The organism is Pseudoalteromonas sp. QJM3NY_12 (assembly GCF_056173165.1).
On sequence record NZ_CM149661.1, the window covers coordinates 429,194 to 446,463 of the forward strand.

The 17,270-nt window shown below is 40.3% G+C and carries 21 protein-coding genes and 3 tRNA genes; 13 read left to right on the plus strand and 11 right to left on the minus strand.

Features of this window, described 5'->3' with window-relative positions; genetic code table 11:
• Positions 1–96 precede the first annotated feature (96 nt).
• The 4 genes from orn (at position 97) to AC0VZ5_RS01985 (ending at position 1,201) form a co-directional block, all read left to right on the plus strand.
• Positions 97–642 carry an oligoribonuclease gene (gene orn, locus AC0VZ5_RS01970; RefSeq protein ID WP_054202500.1) on the plus strand — a complete coding sequence of 182 codons (546 nt, stop codon included), beginning with the start codon at positions 97–99 and terminating at the stop codon, positions 640–642.
• 154 nt (positions 643–796) lie between these two features.
• Positions 797–872: transfer RNA gene (locus tag AC0VZ5_RS01975), tRNA-Gly, on the plus strand.
• Positions 873–1,001: 129 nt separating this feature from the next.
• Positions 1,002–1,077: transfer RNA gene (locus AC0VZ5_RS01980), tRNA-Gly, on the plus strand.
• Between the two features lie 48 nt (positions 1,078–1,125).
• Positions 1,126–1,201 (plus strand) — tRNA-Gly (locus tag AC0VZ5_RS01985).
• Positions 1,202–1,329: 128 nt separating this feature from the next.
• Here the strand turns inward: AC0VZ5_RS01985 and AC0VZ5_RS01990 are convergent.
• From AC0VZ5_RS01990 to AC0VZ5_RS02000, 3 genes are all read right to left on the minus strand, one after another.
• Positions 1,330–1,758: a secondary thiamine-phosphate synthase enzyme YjbQ gene (locus AC0VZ5_RS01990; RefSeq protein WP_138609062.1), complete on the minus strand. Its 429-nt coding sequence runs from the start codon at positions 1,756–1,758 to the stop codon at positions 1,330–1,332.
• Positions 1,755–2,222 carry a chemotaxis protein CheX gene (locus AC0VZ5_RS01995; RefSeq protein ID WP_475474008.1) on the minus strand — a complete coding sequence of 156 codons (468 nt, stop codon included), beginning with the start codon at positions 2,220–2,222 and terminating at the stop codon, positions 1,755–1,757. The genes AC0VZ5_RS01990 and AC0VZ5_RS01995 overlap by 4 nt, the downstream gene beginning before the upstream one ends.
• Before the next feature lie 63 nt (positions 2,223–2,285).
• A complete protein-coding gene (locus AC0VZ5_RS02000; RefSeq protein WP_008115496.1) occupies positions 2,286–2,720 on the minus strand; it encodes a transcriptional repressor in 435 nt (144 codons plus the stop codon).
• A 92-nt stretch (positions 2,721–2,812) separates the two neighbouring features.
• On the opposite strand from AC0VZ5_RS02000, the gene AC0VZ5_RS02005 reads away from it, so the two are divergent.
• From AC0VZ5_RS02005 to AC0VZ5_RS02040, 8 genes are all read left to right on the plus strand, one after another.
• The gene (locus tag AC0VZ5_RS02005; protein ID WP_475474010.1) at positions 2,813–3,433 is read left to right on the plus strand and encodes a MarC family protein; all 621 of its coding nucleotides are present in this window, start codon (positions 2,813–2,815) and stop codon (positions 3,431–3,433) included.
• 123 nt (positions 3,434–3,556) lie between these two features.
• The gene (gene dusA, locus AC0VZ5_RS02010; RefSeq protein WP_232735525.1) at positions 3,557–4,489 is read left to right on the plus strand and encodes a tRNA dihydrouridine(20/20a) synthase DusA; all 933 of its coding nucleotides are present in this window, start codon (positions 3,557–3,559) and stop codon (positions 4,487–4,489) included.
• Positions 4,490–4,750: 261 nt separating this feature from the next.
• Complete coding sequence (locus AC0VZ5_RS02015; RefSeq protein ID WP_475474012.1) at positions 4,751–5,431, plus strand: PspA/IM30 family protein; 681 nt, start codon at positions 4,751–4,753, stop codon at positions 5,429–5,431.
• A 10-nt stretch (positions 5,432–5,441) separates the two neighbouring features.
• Positions 5,442–5,648, plus strand: coding sequence for a PspC domain-containing protein (locus AC0VZ5_RS02020; RefSeq protein ID WP_010390548.1), 207 nt, complete (start codon positions 5,442–5,444; stop codon positions 5,646–5,648).
• Between the two features lie 10 nt (positions 5,649–5,658).
• A complete protein-coding gene (locus AC0VZ5_RS02025) occupies positions 5,659–5,985 on the plus strand; it encodes a hypothetical protein (RefSeq protein WP_010390549.1) in 327 nt (108 codons plus the stop codon).
• Positions 5,986–6,063: 78 nt separating this feature from the next.
• Positions 6,064–6,573, plus strand: coding sequence for a copper chaperone PCu(A)C (locus AC0VZ5_RS02030; RefSeq protein ID WP_138609058.1), 510 nt, complete (start codon positions 6,064–6,066; stop codon positions 6,571–6,573).
• Positions 6,574–6,581: 8 nt separating this feature from the next.
• On the plus strand, positions 6,582–7,568 hold the full coding sequence (locus AC0VZ5_RS02035; protein ID WP_138609056.1) for a DUF2333 family protein: 987 nt from the start codon (positions 6,582–6,584) through the stop codon (positions 7,566–7,568).
• Positions 7,569–7,571: 3 nt separating this feature from the next.
• On the plus strand, positions 7,572–8,342 hold the full coding sequence (locus tag AC0VZ5_RS02040) for a TIGR04219 family outer membrane beta-barrel protein (protein ID WP_138609055.1): 771 nt from the start codon (positions 7,572–7,574) through the stop codon (positions 8,340–8,342).
• Between the two features lie 46 nt (positions 8,343–8,388).
• On the opposite strand, the gene AC0VZ5_RS02045 is transcribed toward AC0VZ5_RS02040, so the two are convergent.
• Both AC0VZ5_RS02045 and AC0VZ5_RS02050 read right to left on the minus strand, forming a co-directional pair.
• A complete protein-coding gene (locus tag AC0VZ5_RS02045; protein ID WP_138609053.1) occupies positions 8,389–9,270 on the minus strand; it encodes a TIGR03899 family protein in 882 nt (293 codons plus the stop codon).
• Positions 9,239–9,787, minus strand: a complete 549-nt coding sequence (locus AC0VZ5_RS02050) for an SRPBCC family protein (RefSeq protein WP_198522490.1) — start codon at positions 9,785–9,787, stop codon at positions 9,239–9,241. Before AC0VZ5_RS02050 ends, AC0VZ5_RS02045 begins: the two co-directional genes overlap by 32 nt.
• 299 nt (positions 9,788–10,086) lie before the next feature.
• On the opposite strand from AC0VZ5_RS02050, the gene AC0VZ5_RS02055 reads away from it, so the two are divergent.
• Positions 10,087–12,270 carry a YgiQ family radical SAM protein gene (locus tag AC0VZ5_RS02055; protein WP_138609049.1) on the plus strand — a complete coding sequence of 728 codons (2,184 nt, stop codon included), beginning with the start codon at positions 10,087–10,089 and terminating at the stop codon, positions 12,268–12,270.
• Positions 12,271–12,343: 73 nt separating this feature from the next.
• Here the strand turns inward: AC0VZ5_RS02055 and mgtE are convergent, their stop codons facing one another.
• From mgtE to AC0VZ5_RS02085, 6 genes are all read right to left on the minus strand, one after another.
• On the minus strand, positions 12,344–13,702 hold the full coding sequence (gene mgtE / locus AC0VZ5_RS02060) for a magnesium transporter (RefSeq protein ID WP_008115512.1): 1,359 nt from the start codon (positions 13,700–13,702) through the stop codon (positions 12,344–12,346).
• Positions 13,703–13,808: 106 nt separating this feature from the next.
• Positions 13,809–14,081 (minus strand): HPr family phosphocarrier protein, encoded by a 273-nt coding sequence (locus AC0VZ5_RS02065; RefSeq protein WP_475474017.1) that lies wholly within the window; start codon positions 14,079–14,081, stop codon positions 13,809–13,811.
• Positions 14,082–14,098: 17 nt separating this feature from the next.
• Positions 14,099–14,941, minus strand: coding sequence for an RNase adapter RapZ (rapZ, locus tag AC0VZ5_RS02070; protein WP_178954822.1), 843 nt, complete (start codon positions 14,939–14,941; stop codon positions 14,099–14,101).
• A 19-nt stretch (positions 14,942–14,960) separates the two neighbouring features.
• Positions 14,961–15,413 (minus strand): PTS IIA-like nitrogen regulatory protein PtsN, encoded by a 453-nt coding sequence (gene ptsN, locus AC0VZ5_RS02075; protein WP_138609043.1) that lies wholly within the window; start codon positions 15,411–15,413, stop codon positions 14,961–14,963.
• Between the two features lie 4 nt (positions 15,414–15,417).
• Positions 15,418–15,705, minus strand: coding sequence for a ribosome hibernation promoting factor (gene hpf / locus AC0VZ5_RS02080; protein ID WP_010390562.1), 288 nt, complete (start codon positions 15,703–15,705; stop codon positions 15,418–15,420).
• A 26-nt stretch (positions 15,706–15,731) separates the two neighbouring features.
• The gene (locus tag AC0VZ5_RS02085) at positions 15,732–17,231 is read right to left on the minus strand and encodes an RNA polymerase factor sigma-54 (protein ID WP_138570630.1); all 1,500 of its coding nucleotides are present in this window, start codon (positions 17,229–17,231) and stop codon (positions 15,732–15,734) included.
• Positions 17,232–17,270 lie beyond the last annotated feature (39 nt).

The window sequence follows — 17,270 nt, forward strand, 5'->3', positions numbered from 1 at the left end:
CCGAGTTTGCCAAAAAAAGCTTTAGCTCGACGGTTGATGCTAATATGATATATCGAAATGCGTTGGATCTAAAGAAAAGCACCGTTTAAGGTAATTATGACTATTAATAAATCAAATTTAATTTGGCTCGATCTGGAAATGACCGGACTTGAACCAGAGACTGACAAAATACTTGAAATTGCAACTGTTGTCACTGACGCTGATCTGAATATATTAGCCGAAGGGCCAACGATTGCCATTCATCAAAGTGATGAACTACTGGATGGCATGGATGAGTGGTGTACAACTCAGCATGGCAAATCTGGATTAACGGCACGCTGTAAGGCAAGCACGTTTGATGAAGCTTATGCCGTGGAACAAACTCTCGCGTTTATAAAGCAATGGGTGCCAGCGGGTGTTTCACCTATGTGTGGTAACTCGATAGGCCAAGACCGCCGCTTTATGAATAAGTATATGCGCGAGCTTGAAGACTTCTTCCATTACCGTAATTTAGATGTCAGTACCATTAAAGAACTTGCTCGTCGTTGGAAACCAGATGTGTTGGCTCAAGTGAATAAAAAAGGGTCGCATTTAGCGTTAGACGACATTAAAGATTCGATTATGGAATTAAAGGTTTACCGAGAAAAGTTTTTTAATTTATAAAAAATACTTGCAAAGCCCCCTAATTATTGTAGAATCCTGCCCCGCTCAAGACGATAACCCCCGCGGGGTTAGTGTGTTTGGGCTTAAGTTAAAGATTCAAGATGAAAGGTTAATGGAACAAGGTTCAATATTGATAGAACCTAGAACCTAGAGTGCGGCACTAGCTCAGTTGGTAGAGCGCGACCTTGCCAAGGTCGAGGTCACGAGTTCGAGCCTCGTGTGCCGCTCCAATTTCTCACCAAAGAAATTGTAGTAGAAATGAAAATTCAAGATCAAAGGCGAAAGGGACAAGGTTTAATTTTGACAGAACCTAGAACCTAGAACCTAGAACCTAGAACCTAGAACCTAGAACCTAGAATGCGGCACTAGCTCAGTTGGTAGAGCGCGACCTTGCCAAGGTCGAGGTCACGAGTTCGAGCCTCGTGTGCCGCTCCAATTTCTAACCAAAAGAAATTGTAGTAAAATTAGAATACGATATTAAATGCGGTACTAGCTCAGTTGGTAGAGCGCGACCTTGCCAAGGTCGAGGTCACGAGTTCGAGCCTCGTGTACCGCTCCAATCTTATTTACTTTCCAGATATTCATTCTCAAATAGCAAACAATGACCCATACGCGAATCACTATAAATTTAATTTATGTAACTTTTTTAAAGTGTTCAATGTGTGAGAGTGACCTATGTTGTAAAACCTAAAACGCTTCGCCTTGCAAAGTTGCAATAATACGCCTTGAACCACCATGATCACGGTGCTCACCTAAGTATATTCCTTGCCAAGTTCCCAGCGCTAACTGACCGTGACTAATCGGGATAGTTAATTCGCAACCTAAGGTACTGGTTTTTATATGGGCAGGCATATCATCATCGCCCTCATAGTCATGGCGATAATAAGGCTGGCGCTCTGGAACAAACTGATTAAAGTGGCTTTCCATATCCATGCGTACCGTTGGATCGGCGTTTTCGTTAATAGTTAAGCTGGCAGAGGTGTGTTGAATAAATAAGTGTAATAAACCAACTTTAAGCTGACTCAGTTGTGGGAGGTGAGTAAGTATGTCGTTATCAATTAAATGAAAGCCCCGCGAGCGAGGCTTTAATGTAATTGTGGTTTGCGACCAGCTCATAGCTTATCGAAACTCACTTCAATATTGGCATTACCTGCGTCACTGGTAAACGGCATAAGAATTTTTTTGCCGTCACTTTTGTGAGTAATAGTGTGGTTTTTACCAGACACAACAACGGGTGTTGCCATGGCAAAATCATAGCCTTTTTCACCTAGTAAATTCTTAGCACCACCGGTAACCATATTAGTTATTTCACCGACCATGTCGGTTACTTCTTCATTTATGTCGTCTGGTCGTTCGCCTAACATTCGTTCCATAATGGTCAGCGCTAAACCTTCGTCGAAGGTAATTGAAAATGAACCGCGAGTTTGAGGGCCAACCATACCAATTAATCCCGATACATCACCACAGGCTATCTCATCGGTTTTAATGCGTGGCTTGCCTGGTTTTAACTGAGTTTGAGCCATAGTGCTCAATACATTCATCAAAGAAGCTAAAAAGGGATTAATGAACTCTACATTCATATTAGATGTCCTTAAATTGGTACTGATAAAGGTTATACGTAAAGTATAGCTATAGTCGCTTATCTATGCTCGGCAAGAGTCACATTTACCATGTGCTTCTATTGTTTGTCCGGAAACTACAAAGCCACTTTCGGCTGCTAAGTTATTGAGCTCATGTGAAATTACTGTTGAGTGCAGCTCTTTAACAAAACCGCAGCTATCACAAATTAATAGCTGAACAGGATGAATATGATCAAAATGATGACACAGCATAAATGCATTGGTGCTTTCAATTTTATGAATAAAACCGAGTTCGGCTAAAAAGTCTAAAGCACGATAAATCGTTGCAGGTTTAGCGCCTGTTTCAGTGACTTTTAATTGTTCAAGTAAATCGTATGCACCCACACCACCTTGAGCACTGGCCAATAAACGAAATACCTTCTCGCGAATTGGTGTGAATCGCGCACCACGGTTGTCGCACACTTGTTTTGCTTTACTTACGAGTGATTCTATATTCATCTTCTCTCATCCTTACGCTGCCGTGATATACTAACATACTGTATTGTAGTTGCAGCGTTTTATTAACCGATTTAATGAAAAGGTACTCATTAATGCATGAACTATTGGCTATATTTATTTTCTTTTTTGCGGTTATCGATCCAATTGGCACAATCCCGGTTTTTATCGCCGTAACTCGTGGAGATGACGACAAGTTTAAGCGTAAAGTGATTTTTAAGGCCGTGGGTGTGTCTGCTTTAGTACTGTTATTTTTTGTAGTTGCTGGCGAGCAATTACTGAATGTGATTGAGATTCCGCTCTCGGCATTTCAAATAGCAGGTGGTTTAATTTTATTAATTTTTGCACTCTCCATGACCTTTGGTGAAAGTAAGCCTGAAGCTGAAATTAAAAGTGTTAGAGATAGTACTGAAACCGCTATTTTTCCGCTCGCTATCCCATCAATAGCGAGTCCCGGTGCCATGTTAGGTGCGGTATTAATGACGCGCAATGAGGAGTATACCTGGGTTGAGCAAATGATTACCTCATCAATGATGTTAGCTGTTTTAGTGGTGGTACTGATTTTGTTATTCCTTGCTACGCATGTACATAAAATAATAGGTGATAGTGGGGCGAGTATTATTAGTCGAATTATGGGGTTAATTTTAAGCTCAGTCGCAGTAACTAATATTTTAAACGGTATTGCGCAATACTTTGGCTTGCAAGTGTTTGCTTAATATTGCTGCGCATAGGGCTTTTGTGTAAAATGCAGCGCCGTTTAAGCTGTGCTTAAATTATAAATTTTTGAGGATCACATTTTGGATAAACGTACTTTAAATCGACGCTTTAGCGTGGCACCCATGCTCGATTGGACTGATCGCCACTGTCGTACGTTTCATCGTAAAATGACAAAACACACCGTGCTCTACACTGAAATGATCACTACAGGCGCTATTTTATTCGGCCGCGGTGACTACTTGCATTTTAATCAGCACGAAGGCCCTGTGGCATTGCAATTAGGTGGATCAGATCCGCAAGCGCTAGCACAGTGTGCCAAGCTTGCTGGTGAGCGTGGTTATGATGAAATAAACCTTAATGTAGGTTGTCCGTCAGATCGTGTGCAAAATGGACGTTTTGGTGCCTGTTTAATGGCCGAGCCTAATTTAGTTGCAGAGTGTGTTGCTGCAATGAAAAGTGAAGTGAATATTCCGGTTACGGTTAAAACTCGTATTGGTATTGATGAGCAAGATTCTTATGAATTTTTATGTGCTTTGATAGAGGCTTCACATAAGGTTGGCTGTGATGACTTTATTATTCATGCGCGCAAAGCATGGCTAAAAGGATTGAGCCCGAAAGAAAATCGCGAAGTTCCTGAGCTTAACTACCCCCGAGTTTATCAGCTTAAAAAAGATTACCCTCAACTTGATTTAAGTATTAACGGTGGTGTTAAAACCATTGAGCAAAGTCTTGAGCATTTACAGTACATAGATGGGGTTATGGTGGGCCGAGAGGCTTACAGTAATCCATTTATGCTTAATGAAGTAGATGAAAAAATTTATGGTGATGCGGCTAATACTCAGTCTCGACATGATGTTGTACGCTCTATGTATGATTATATTGAAGAAGAGATGCGTTTAGGGGCTAATTTTTGGCATGTTGCACGCCACATGCTGGGTGTTTTTCAGGGGCAACCCGGTGCGCGTGGCTTTAGACGCCACTTATCTGAAAATGGTCATGGTAAGCAAGCTGATTTGAGTGTTATGGATAAAGCGTTAAGTTACGTACCCGAGTAATGCCAATTTAATGCAATTGGCATAACAGATACTCTTTATAGAAAAAGTCACCTCAGGTGGCTTTTTTTGATCCCAAATTTTAGTCAAAAATGTAATTTATTAGCTAATCTGACTTAATTGCATTCAGTGGCTAGTCATTAACTTACCTACCAAAAATAATTTAAATTATTGATATTTAATGAAAATAAAAGAATTTTAAGTTGTTGGCATAACTCTTGGAATCCTGTTGATGTATAAATAAAAAATCATCAGGAGAATAACATGGGTATATTTAATCGCGTAAACGACGTCATTCAAGCAAATATCGTAGCTATGCTTGATAAAGCTGAAGATTCAGAAAAACTACTTAATTTGATGCTAACCGAAATGCAAGAGGCACTTAATGAGTGTCGTAGCACCGCGGCAGCACTATTATGTGAAGAAAAAAATATTAAGCGTCAAATAAGCAATAAGCAACAAGCGCTCACAAATTGGCAATTAAAGGCCGAACATGCCATTGCAAAAAATCGTGACGATTTAGCTAAATCAGCACTAGCTGAAAAACACACAGTTGAAAAAAACATAGAATGCTTACAAACACAGCTTGAGACATTGCAGCAATCAATTGTAAAAATCACAGAGGACTGTGAGCGCCTAAAGCAAAAAATGACACAGGCTAAAGCTAAGCAAGCACAACTTGTAAAGCGTGAAAATGTGGTTGAGGCAAGAGCAAAGATAAATACTCAGCTGCAGAGCGATAAAGTGGCCACTGCTTTATCACGATTTGAGCAAATTGAGCGTCGTGTTGAGAGTGTTGAATCGCAAGTTGAAGCGTATGAGCTGACAGATACAGCGAGCAATACTGCGACGCAAATTGAGTCACTGGTTAAAAACGAAAAAATTGATGCAGAACTGGCAAGTTTAAAAGCGAGTTTAAATACTGCTAACAAACAAACAGCCTAAGGAGATTGTTATGAATAATTTTAATACGCATCGTCGTTGGTATAAAAATACGCTTAACAAAAAAATATCAGGTGTCTGTAGTGGGTTAGCCTACCGACTAGACTTTCCGGTATGGTCTACTCGTTTAGTCACCGTTTTATTATTTTTAAGTTTTCCGTTTGCAGTGGCGCTAGGTTATTTAATTGCGCACTGTTGTCTTGAAGAAAAAGCAGTGTAAGGGGAACGACATGAAAACTCTCGCCGTATGCCTACTTATTGTTACATTATTTTTGATTAATAGCGGCTCGATAATTCATTTTGATGTATGGCAGTTTCCGTTGTGGATTTCAGATATTAGTTGGACAGGTATTGAGCTCATTGGGGCGTTAATCGCCATTATTGTTGTTATTGCGATTGCTGCTTTGGTAACTATGGGGCTTGTTGGCGCGGCGATGGTGGCACTGGCTGGAACGATATTAGCCTTTTTATTCGGATCACTGATGATTGCTTGGCCATTATTGTTTGTGGCAGGCTTGTGCTGGTTAATCGCAGATAACAAAAAAGTAGCTTCTTGAACTTAAATTAGCTGCCTAATATTAGGGAATTATGATAGATTTGGGCTATATTTTTTCGTTTTAACAAGGATTTTACTGATGATTAAACAATGTATTTTGAGTGCAAGTGCGTTAATAGTGGGTGTTTTTTCGTCTTCGTTATTGGCGCACGAAGGACATGAGCACGATAGTGTTGTTGCGCAATTACAAGTAACAAATGCGCAAGTAAGAGAGTTTTTACCGGCTACCAAAGCCAGTGTGGGCTATTTCAGCATTGAAAACCACAGTAATGTTCCGGCAACACTTACAAGAGCGACCATAGATGGGTTGGGTCGTGTTGAGATTCATGAGCACGTCCACGCTGATGGCATGATGAAAATGCAAAAATTAGAATCACTGCTTATTAAGGCCCATCAGCAACTCGATTTTAAGCCTGGGAGCTATCATTTAATGGTGTTTGAACCGCAAGAGCCGTTAAAAGTAGGTCAAGAACGCAAACTCACGCTATATTTTGAAGACGGAAATCGAGTATTCACCAATGCGAAAGTAGTTTCGCTAGCATCGCAAGCTGAGCCGGTAAAAGCATCGAAAGATCATAGTCATCATTAGGGGGATAAATGTCACAGCATAAAGGAAAAATAATAACGGCATTGGTACTATTGTTTGTCGTATTTTACGCTATTTCAGTGTACTGGAGCATAGAGCCTGCACGTTTTGATGTGGTACAAAATGCCAAGCAGCAAGCACAGCAACGTAGTGAAAAACCAGTAACAGGGTATGTAACCACTTCAACACTTATCACCGTCGCTGATACTCTCTTGACTAAGTCAGGCGGTTATTTATCAAATGATGTACTGCCACCGAGCGTAATAATGGACAACATGCCTGCTTGGGAGTATGGCGCGTTGGAAATGGTGCGTGATTTAGCATTATCAATGCGAAAAGATTTTAGTCGTTCACAGTCACAATCAACTGAGCACGAAGCGCTTAAAAAAGCACAGCCACAATTTAATATTAGTTCTGAAGCATGGGCATGGCCAAGTGCTGAGGGCGAATATCAAAAGGGTATTGATTACTTATTAGTTTACCGTTCTCAAATTGCGAATCAGCATGAGCGCGATAGCCAGTTTTACTCACGTGCAGATAATTTACGCAGTTGGTTAAAAGAAGCAGAAAAACGCTTAGGTAGCTTAAGCCAGCGTTTGAGCGCGAGTGTAGGTCAAGACAAAGTAAATACCGATTTAGCAGGCAATTCTTCAAATACTCAAGCTACTTATACGCCATTACAACAACAAGTAAAAACATCGTGGTGGGAAATTGATGATGTCTTTTATGAGTCACGTGGTGCTACTTGGGCTTTACTGCATTTTTTACAAGCAGTTGAATATGATTTTGCCGAAGTACTTGATAAAAAGAACGCCCGTGTTAGTTTACAACAAATTATACGCGAGCTTGAAGCGACTCAAGAAACGGTTTGGAGCCCAATAATTCTAAACGGCAACGGATTCGGTTATGTCGCCAACCACTCACTCGTTATGGCAAATTATATCTCTAGAGCCAATGCGGCACTGATTGAACTTAGCGAATTATTAGCGCAAGGATAAAAAATGAAAAAGTATTGTATAGCAGCAGCCTTATCAATGGCATGTTTAGCACCTGTAGCACAAGCCGACACTGTATTAGGTTTATATGTAGGAGTTGATGGTTGGAAAGCAGATAATGATGGTGGCTTTTCTGATAATAATAATGCCCTACAAAACTTCAACTTTGAAGATGAGACTTTTGTTAGCTATTACGCCGCACTTGAGCATCCAGTACCGCTAGTACCAAACTTAAAACTAAAATACACTGAGCTTGAACTAAACGGCGCAACACAACTTGAAGATACATTTACTTTTAATGGCACTGATTATGTTGTAGGTACTGATGTTAATTCAGTTACTGACTTATCGCACATTGATTATATTCTTTACTATGAAATTTTTGATAACGACTTAATCTCAATTGATTTAGGTATTAATGCTAAGCAGTTTGATGGTGAAGTTGTGGTAACGGGTACATCACAACAAGGTGGTGCTAACTTCACTGAGATAGAAGAGTTCTCAGGTGTAGTACCTTTAGCATATGGACGTTTAGAAGCAGGTTTACCATTTAGTGGTTTAAGTGTTTTTGCTGAAGGTAGCTTTTTAGCTATTGATGACAGTAAAGTACGAGATTACCAAATGGGTATTGCTTGGGAGTTGATTGATAACCTAGCGGTTGATGTTGCGGTTAAAGCGGGCTACCGCTCTATGGTTTTAGAACTTGATGATGTAGATGATATTAATACTGATATTGATGCATCAGGCCCATTTGCGGGTATACAAGTTCATTTTTAAGCACCGATTAGTTTAATGAAAAGCCACCTTGTGTGGCTTTTTTTAGTTATTTTGAAGTGTGCCACACTAATTCAAATTCCCCTTCAAATGCTGCACCAATTAACTGTTTGTAAACTTTATTAATTGGGTAATTCATTAGTCTAAACAGTTCATCACCGGTTTGGGTAAACTTATAATAGCTTAGTACTAAGTCGTTACTTTTTGCTTTTAAAGTTAGTTTTTGAGTTAAAAAGGAGAGAGTGATCTCTTGTCCTGCTTTTAATGCAGCGGATTCAATCTCTTTACGGTATAACAAATTTAAATCCATTAAGGTTAATACATCAGGAAAACTCACACCGCTTTTACCTATGCTTAATGACACTTTATTACCCTTACCTAATAAATCAAATAACGAGGGTTTTTTGTAATAGCCTAAAAATATTAGGTGACTACTATCTTTTTCGTTATACCCAGAAATAGACACACACTTTCTCAATGAATCCGCTTCGCGCTGGGTCATATGTTTGAGGGTTTGTAAGCTTTTTATAGAAAAGGTACCTGGGCTAATAGTTTCGCCAGTAAAAATTTTTGCCCATAATGTTTGCATTGATTGATTTGAAGTATCTTCACATAAGGCAATAAAGTGCTCTACCCAATCGGCATCAGGTTGTTTAGCGCAGGCTACATCAGGACAAAATTCCATTGCTAAGGCTAAAATAGTCTCGATATTTTGTTGTTGTTTTATTAGCAGTAGATCTTGTCTTTTTTGTGCTCGCGCTAATACTGAATGCTCGCTATTAATACGATAAAGAGACTTTGATTTACCCTGCGTATTATAGATTTGTTCATCAGCTGCAGTCGTATTACTCACTTTTGTGACCGAGTAACCTAACAGTGACTCAATAATATTGGCAAGTTTAATTCTGGCTTGTGCGGTTTTTACTGTCATGGCTTTCCATTATTGCTTGTGCATCACTGAGTTGGGCTACCGTCTTTAAGTTATTTAGCCCAAGGGTGACTATATTGCTTAATATATTTTCAGCAAATATAGCAACATAGCCAGATATAAGCGGCACAGTTGCTTGTCCTTCTATATGCCAGGTTACAGTTTTTGCATGTGGGCTAAATAGTAATCGGCTAGTAATAATATGTTCTTGATTAAATAATACATTAAATACAACTTCATTGGCGCTTAATGAAGTGATTGTCATTTCGCCTTGCCCCCACTTTCCTTGCCAAGATTGATAGGCTCCCGCACCAGCACTAGGTTCACCAATACTAAATTCAATATTGGGATCTATTTGCTGCCACGGCGACCATTTGTACCACTGAGTAAAATCTTCCACTAATGACTTTATAACAGGAGGGCGGGCATTTATTTTAATGCTTTTTTGCACGTGATAGTTTTGTGGTAAAAGTAATCCCACAACAACAAACGCCAACAGCAAGATGGCTGAAAACTGCATTAATTGTTTAAGTAGTTTAATAGGTATGCCTCATTGGTTTTAATATTACAGCATCTATGAATTATTAATAATCACAGCTTATTTAATAGTTTAGCCTAGAGTCGATCATTTTCATCTAGTTTATCTACTTTAAATAAATCTAAAAGCAGACATTAGCAGTAATCAGCTTAGATGATTTGTCTGTTTTAGTAATGCGATAAAGGTAAACAATTTTTAATCAGTGCTTTCATTTTGTGCTATATCAACGTGGATGTCGATAGGGTATAATTCGCGCCTTTTGTTATTGAACGGCCAATTTTATGAGCACATTAAAAGCTGAACGCGGCTTATTCTCATACCCTAAGTATTGGGCTGAGTGTTATGGCACAGCCCCATTTTTACCAACAACACGCGAAGAAATGGACGCGCTTGGCTGGGATAGCTGCGATATTATTATTATTAGCGGTGATGCTTATGTAGACCATCCTAGTTTTGGGATGGCCGTAATTGGCCGTGTGCTTGAAGCGCAAGGATTTAGAGTAGGCATTATTGCTCAGCCTGATTGGAACTCTAAAGATGCGTTTATGACATTGGGTAAGCCTAACTTATTTTTTGGTATTACAGCCGGTAACATGGATTCGATGATCAATCGTTACACCGCTGAAAAACGAATGCGTCACGATGATGCTTATACTCCGGGAAATGTTGGTGGTAAACGCCCTGACCGTGCCGTGATAATATACTCGCAACGTTGTCGTGAGGCCTATAAAGATGTGCCACTCGTTTTAGGGGGCATTGAAGCCAGCTTGCGTCGTATTGCTCATTACGATTATTGGCAAGAAAAAGTACGCCGTAGTGTATTGTTTGACGCTAAGGGTGATATTTTAATTTATGGTAATGCCGAACGTCCATTGGTTGAAGTAGCGCACCGTATCGCTGCGGGTGAAACCATAGATTCCATACAAGATGTGAGAGGCACGGCGGTTATTCGTAAAGAGCCTTTACCCGGTTGGCGCGGCAGTGATTCAACAGCCATTGATAAAATTGGTAAAATAGACCCTATTCCTAATCCTTATGGGGCGGATGATGTGGGTTGTGCTAAATCAGAATTTAAGCAAGCGGGTATTGATTTAAAAGCCGAAGCTGCAAAACCAATTACCATACAGCCTGCGCGTCCTAAGCCATGGGAAAAAACTTACGTTAAGTTACCCGCTTTTGAGCAGGTCAGTGTTAATAAACCATTGTATGCCCATGCATCGCGTATTTTACACCAAGAAACCAACCCCGGTTGTGCAAGAGCGTTGTTTCAGCGTCATGGCGATCGCTCTATTTGGGTGAATCCGCCAGCCTATCCACTTGAAACCCAAGAAATGGATGATGTGTTTGGTTTACCGTATCAGCGTATTCCGCACCCAAGTTATGGCGACGACAAAATCCCTGCTTACGATATGATTAAAACGTCGGTAAACATAATGCGTGGTTGTTTTGGCGGCTGTTCGTTCTGTTCTATTACTGAGCATGAAGGGCGGATAATTCAAAGCCGATCTCAAGAATCAATTATTGAAGAGATTGAGCAAATTAGAGATAAAGTGCCAGGCTTTACTGGGGTTATTTCTGATTTAGGCGGACCAACCGCAAATATGTACAAACTGCGTTGTACCAGCAAAAAAGCAGAGAGTACCTGTCGCCGCTTGTCTTGTGTGTATCCTGATATTTGTAAGCATATGGATACTGATCATACCCCAACTATCGATCTATATAAAAAGGCGCGTGAGGTTAAAGGGATCAAAAAGATCTTAATTGCTTCAGGCGTGCGTTATGACCTTGCCGTACGTGATCCTCGTTACGTTAAAGAGCTAGTAACTCATCATGTTGGTGGGTATTTAAAAATTGCACCAGAGCACACTGAAGATGGCCCATTATCTAAGATGATGAAGCCGGGTATGGGTGCTTACGATGAATTTAAAGCGCTATTTGATAAGTACTCTAAAGAAGCGGGTAAAAAGCAGTATTTAATTCCATACTTTATTTCTGCTCACCCAGGGACTAAAGACGAAGACATGGTTAATATGGCTTTGTGGCTGAAATCGAATGACTTTAAGCTTGATCAGGTGCAAAACTTTTACCCATCACCGATGGCTAATGCGACCACCATTTATCATACTGAAATGAACTCGCTACGTAATATTAAAAATAACACAGAGCAAGTTGCGGTACCAAAAGGGGCGCGCCAGCGTCGTTTGCATAAAGCAATTTTACGTTACCATGATCCTGCCGGTTGGCCTATGATCCGCGAAGCTCTTCGTAACATGGGCAAAGCTAAACTCATTGGTAAAGGTCCAAATTGTTTAGTGCCAGAAGAAGGCAGAGATGAAAGGCAAGCCAAATGCAGTAAAGGTAATAAGGGTGGTCGTCCAGCGCTTACTCGTCATACTGGCTTTAGTCAGTTTAAAAAAGCCAACACTAAACCTAAGGTGGGCGGTAATCGCCAGCGCGCAAGGTAAAGTAACTATCGGCTTAAACAAAAACACCGCGTATTGATGCGGTGTTTTTGTTTATAAACGTTTATAAACAAAATTAAATCAATAACCAAGTTGCGGTGCCTAAAAAGGCAAATATACCAACGATATCAGTTACCGTGGTTAGTACCACACTGCCTGCCAGTGCTGGATCTATTTTCATTTTTTTAAGCAATAGTGGGATACTAGCACCCGCAATACCTGCTGCAACTAAATTCATAAACATAGCAAACGCTAAAACACCACCGAGTTTGAAATCCCATTGCCAAAGCGCAACGACACCGGCAATTAGGATAGACCAAACCATACCGTTAATCGCGCCGATAGCGAGTTCTTTTAATAATAAAAAACGTTGGTTAGTTTGGTTGATATGGCCCACCGCGATACCGCGAATAACCAAAGTTAAGGTTTGGCTGCCTGCAACCCCACCCATTGATGGGACAATGCCATTGAGCACAGCAAGAATTGGTAATATAGCTAAGGTGTTTTCAAAAAAGCTCGCCACAATTGCAGCCAGCAATGCAGTTAGTAAGTTTACACCTAGCCAAATTGAGCGCTTTTTAGAGCTTTTTAAGACCGGCGCAAAGGTATCTTCTTCATCATCAAGACCCGCTAAGCTTAATAAGCTATGCTCTGCATCTTCACGGATAACATCAACGATATCATCAATAGTAATACGACCAAGCAAATGCGCGTTGTCATCGACCACTGGTGCCGATATCCAGTTATGCCGTTCAAATAGTTGCGCTACTTCGCTTTCATCCATTGAAATAGGGATAGATTCACACTCTTCATCCATTAAGTCCTGAACAATTTTTTCAGGGGGGTTAGTTAATAAAGTGCTCAGCGATAAAGCGCCTAAAAAACAGTTATGTTTATCTACAACGTATAAGTCATCAGTGCCCTCTGGTAGTTCACCACGTAAGCGAATATAACGCAGTACAACATCTAGAGTTACATCAGGGCGAATTGTCACCGTATCGATATTCATCAAGGCGCCAGCAGAGCGCTCTTGGTAAGATAGAGCTTGTGTTGCACGCTCTCTATCTTGAATATCCATGGCGCTAACAACGTCTTTATATACGGTGTCTGGTAGGCTACGTAGTACTTCCCCTAAATCATCATGGCCCATGTCTTCTGTTGCGGCAGCAATGTGCTCAGGTGCCATTTGCGCAATAATGCCCAAACGTACGTCTTCAGAGAGCTCTTCAAGCACATCACCCTGCACATCGGGATCAACCAGTTGCCAGAGCATACGACGAATTTTATGGGGAGATGATTCTAAAAGAAGTGCGGTATCACAAGGTGCCGTTTTTGCTAGCATGCGCCTAACTTGAACAAATTGACCACTATTTAGTGACTTAGTCACCTGTTTTAGTTGTTGTAGTGGAATATCTTGTTCTAAAGCTTCAGGCATTGGCGTCCTTAATTAAATTTTATTACACGATGATGGGGTATCGCTTTATCTTACTTTATATCAGTAAACTACCTCAACCACTATTAACCTTAGCTTATGAGCAGGATTACTCTTGCTCATTAAATCGTTGATCAATGAGCTCACCAATTGCACTAAGTGCAGGTTCTGCGTCAGGGCCTTCACATACTACCCTAACTTCTTTGCCTTGACTGCTTTCGAGTAACATAAGAGCTAGTACACTGTCGCCAGCGGCTTGTTTATCGTCTTGAAATAACGTGATTGAGGCATCAAATTGCACAGAAAGCTGTGCCAGCACAGTAGCCGCTCTGGCATGCAGGCCTAATTTGTTTTTTATTAAAAATGTACTTTCTAACCGCATTAATATTCTCTCAAGCTTTATTCTTGTTCTCGGTGGCGAATTTTCACATTAGGATGACTCATTGCAAAACTTTCACCTATAGTTTGCGCTAAGTAAACCGAGCGGTGTTGCCCTCCAGTACAGCCAATGGCAATGGTTAAATAGCTACGGTTATTTCTTTCTAAATGAGGCAGCCATGTTTGCACGAATGTTTGAATTTGCCATGTAAACTTTTGTACTATGCTGTGACTGGCTAAGTAGTCTTTTACTGGTTGATCTAGCCCTGTAAGCGGCTTAAGCTCAGGCTCCCAATGTGGGTTTGGTAAAAAGCGAGCGTCGAATACATAATCGGCTTCTTTGGGTATACCGTGTTTAAAGCCAAATGACTCAAAGGTAATGATCAGTTGTTTGTCTTTTTTACCGAGTATTTTTTCACGGATAGACTCAGCAAGCTGGTGCACACTTAAGCCTGTGGTATCAATCATATAATCGGCACGATTAATGAGTACATCAAGGAGTTGCTTTTCTTTTTTTATAGCCAAATCAAGTGGCAGAGAATCAATAGAAAGAGGGTGAAGACGCCGTGTTTCTGAAAAGCGTTTAATTAAGGTTTGATCGTCACTGTCTAAATAAAACACCGTTGGCTTAGTAAAACCAGGCAAATATTCAATGATTTCATTAAACTGTTGTTGTTCTTTAGGTAAGTTACGCACATCAACACTTACAGCTATTTTATTGTAGCTGTCGGAAACACTACGAACAAGAGATGGTAATAAATTTAAAGGTATATTATCTACACAATAATAACCTAAATCCTCAACAACGCGTAACGCAACAGATTTACCAGAACCTGAGCGACCACTTATAATTATTAATTCCATTTATCACCCTTTATTATTGCTACGGTTGACTTACAATGATCTGGTACAGCTCACTGTCGGATTTTGCCGCCCGTAATTGCTTACAAAATTCTTTATCGTTGAGCTTTTCAGCTATAGTGGCTAAGGTTTTTAAATGCTGCTTATTGTCACCGTCGGGTACAATTAAGGCAACAAAAATGTCGACCGGTCGATTATCTATTGCATCAAAATTAATAGCCGCTTCGCTCACTAATATAAGTGCAAGAGGCTCTTGTACACCACTCATACGACCATGAGGAATTGCAATTCCTCGGCCTATACCTGTGCTCCCTAGTTTTTCTCTTGCTGTTAATGCATTAAGAATATCTTGTTGAGCTAAATAGGGCAGTTTATTGTGAGCCAATTCACTGATAAATTCTAAAATTCTTTTTTTACTATTAAAAAGGACCGCAGCTTTACTGCAGTCCTGACAGATAAGTGAGCTTAGTTTCATAGTGTTAGTGTCGAGCAAGTTTCTCTTTGTGTTTAATTACTTGACGATCTAGCTTGTCAATCAGCGAGTCTATAGCGGCATACATATCTTGGTGTTCAGTAGAAGCAAAAATCTCAGCGCCACTAACATGAACGGTTGCTTCGGCTTTTTGGTTTAGTTTTTCTACATCGAGAATAACGTGCACATTCGTTATGTGATCAGTGTGCCTCTGTAACTTCGAAAATTTACTATTTACGTAGTCTCTAAGCGAGTCGGTAATATCTACATGGCGACCAGTTAAATTCAGTTGCATAAACATTTTCCTCTTTGTTGTACGCCTTAAATCAAACTTTTACGTTGATTTGACGGGGGAATAGCTAGAGATTCGCGATACTTTGCAATAGTTCTCCTTGCTACTTTAATTCCTTGCTCAGCCAATATATCTGCAATTTTGCTATCACTCAATGGTTTAGCTGAGTTTTCTGCAGCGATTAATTTTTTAATTAATGCTCGTATTGCTGTTGAAGAACATTCACCACCATTTTCAGTGCTTACATGGCTGGAAAAGAAATATTTAAGCTCAAAAATACCGCGTGGTGTATGCATGTATTTTTGCGTAGTAACACGTGAAATAGTCGACTCGTGCATTTCTACCATTTCGGCTACGTCATTAAGTACCATAGGCTTCATCGCCTCAGGACCATGTTCAAAAAAGGCCTGTTGTTGCTGCACAATACAGTTAGTTACTTTAAGCAGCGTGTCGTTTCTACTCTCTAAGCTTTTTATAAACCATTTAGCTTCTTGTAAGTGTGAGCGAATAAACTGGCTATCGCCACTTGATTTGACCGTACGAGACATAGCCGCATATTGGCTGTTTACCCTAATTTTAGGCATGCTATCTGGGTTTAGTTCAACAACCCAACGGCCTTTCACTTTTTTAACCGACACATCAGGAATAACGTACTCAGACTCTTCTCTAACGATAGTGTCTGCCGGTTTTGGGCTAAGGGTGTGAATTAAGGTCATGACTTCTTTAAGCTCATCTTCCTTGAGCTTAGTTTTTTTCATTAACGTGCGATAATCACGCGCAGCCAATAAATCAATGTGATCAGTTAAGATCATTTTTGTTTCGTTTAAAAAAGGCGTGTCTTGGTCAAACTGATTCAGTTGAATACATAAGCACTCTTGTAAACTACGCGCCGCTATTCCCACCGGATCAAATAACTGAATACGCTTTAATACCGCTTCTATTTCATCAAGTTCAACTTCATCTTCTATGTCGTTCTCTTGATTAAAGCTCTCTAATATTTCTTCACAGCTAAGGGTTAAAATGCCCGAATCGTCCACGGCTTCTACGATAGCAATCGCGATGGCTTCATCAGTAGGGCTAAACGGTGTCAGTTGCAATTGCCACATTAAATATTCATGTAGCGTTTCAGTTGAAGAGCCTTGATAAATTGATTCATCTTCAGGCATTGGTCCTGATGAAGAGGCAGGTGCTGCGCTCATGTATTCATCCCACGTAACATCCATTGCCATATCATCGCTAATGGTGTCTTTGGTCATGGCTTCGCCGCTATCTTGCTCATATTCGCTAGGTTTTTCATCAGCTGAAGCACTTAGCGTTGACTCATCGATATCGGCTTTTTGTTCGTTTTTACCCGCAGCATCTTCACTGTAATCTTGTTCTTCAACTTCAAGCAAGGGATTGCTATCGAGCGCTTCTTGAATTTCTTGCTGGAGATCCAATGTACTGAGTTGCAATAAGCGAATTGCTTGTTGCAACTGTGGAGTCATTGTAAGTTGCTGGCCCATGCGCAGCTGTAATGATTGCCTCATTTATCTCTAACAATCCTTTTAAATTAGTATAATTAATAT

Coding starts and splice junctions, on each gene's coding strand:
- orn (WP_054202500.1), top strand. CDS start 97: ATGACTATTAATAAATCAAATTTAATTTGGCTCGATCTGGAAATGACC.
- AC0VZ5_RS01990 (WP_138609062.1), bottom strand. CDS start 1,758: ATGAGCTGGTCGCAAACCACAATTACATTAAAGCCTCGCTCGCGGGGC.
- AC0VZ5_RS01995 (WP_475474008.1), bottom strand. CDS start 2,222: ATGAATGTAGAGTTCATTAATCCCTTTTTAGCTTCTTTGATGAATGTA.
- AC0VZ5_RS02000 (WP_008115496.1), bottom strand. CDS start 2,720: ATGAATATAGAATCACTCGTAAGTAAAGCAAAACAAGTGTGCGACAAC.
- AC0VZ5_RS02005 (WP_475474010.1), top strand. CDS start 2,813: ATGCATGAACTATTGGCTATATTTATTTTCTTTTTTGCGGTTATCGAT.
- dusA (WP_232735525.1), top strand. CDS start 3,557: ATGCTCGATTGGACTGATCGCCACTGTCGTACGTTTCATCGTAAAATG.
- AC0VZ5_RS02015 (WP_475474012.1), top strand. CDS start 4,751: ATGGGTATATTTAATCGCGTAAACGACGTCATTCAAGCAAATATCGTA.
- AC0VZ5_RS02020 (WP_010390548.1), top strand. CDS start 5,442: ATGAATAATTTTAATACGCATCGTCGTTGGTATAAAAATACGCTTAAC.
- AC0VZ5_RS02025 (WP_010390549.1), top strand. CDS start 5,659: ATGAAAACTCTCGCCGTATGCCTACTTATTGTTACATTATTTTTGATT.
- AC0VZ5_RS02030 (WP_138609058.1), top strand. CDS start 6,064: ATGATTAAACAATGTATTTTGAGTGCAAGTGCGTTAATAGTGGGTGTT.
- AC0VZ5_RS02035 (WP_138609056.1), top strand. CDS start 6,582: ATGTCACAGCATAAAGGAAAAATAATAACGGCATTGGTACTATTGTTT.
- AC0VZ5_RS02040 (WP_138609055.1), top strand. CDS start 7,572: ATGAAAAAGTATTGTATAGCAGCAGCCTTATCAATGGCATGTTTAGCA.
- AC0VZ5_RS02045 (WP_138609053.1), bottom strand. CDS start 9,270: ATGACAGTAAAAACCGCACAAGCCAGAATTAAACTTGCCAATATTATT.
- AC0VZ5_RS02050 (WP_198522490.1), bottom strand. CDS start 9,787: ATGCAGTTTTCAGCCATCTTGCTGTTGGCGTTTGTTGTTGTGGGATTA.
- AC0VZ5_RS02055 (WP_138609049.1), top strand. CDS start 10,087: ATGAGCACATTAAAAGCTGAACGCGGCTTATTCTCATACCCTAAGTAT.
- mgtE (WP_008115512.1), bottom strand. CDS start 13,702: ATGCCTGAAGCTTTAGAACAAGATATTCCACTACAACAACTAAAACAG.
- AC0VZ5_RS02065 (WP_475474017.1), bottom strand. CDS start 14,081: ATGCGGTTAGAAAGTACATTTTTAATAAAAAACAAATTAGGCCTGCAT.
- rapZ (WP_178954822.1), bottom strand. CDS start 14,941: ATGGAATTAATAATTATAAGTGGTCGCTCAGGTTCTGGTAAATCTGTT.
- ptsN (WP_138609043.1), bottom strand. CDS start 15,413: ATGAAACTAAGCTCACTTATCTGTCAGGACTGCAGTAAAGCTGCGGTC.
- hpf (WP_010390562.1), bottom strand. CDS start 15,705: ATGCAACTGAATTTAACTGGTCGCCATGTAGATATTACCGACTCGCTT.
- AC0VZ5_RS02085 (WP_138570630.1), bottom strand. CDS start 17,231: ATGAGGCAATCATTACAGCTGCGCATGGGCCAGCAACTTACAATGACT.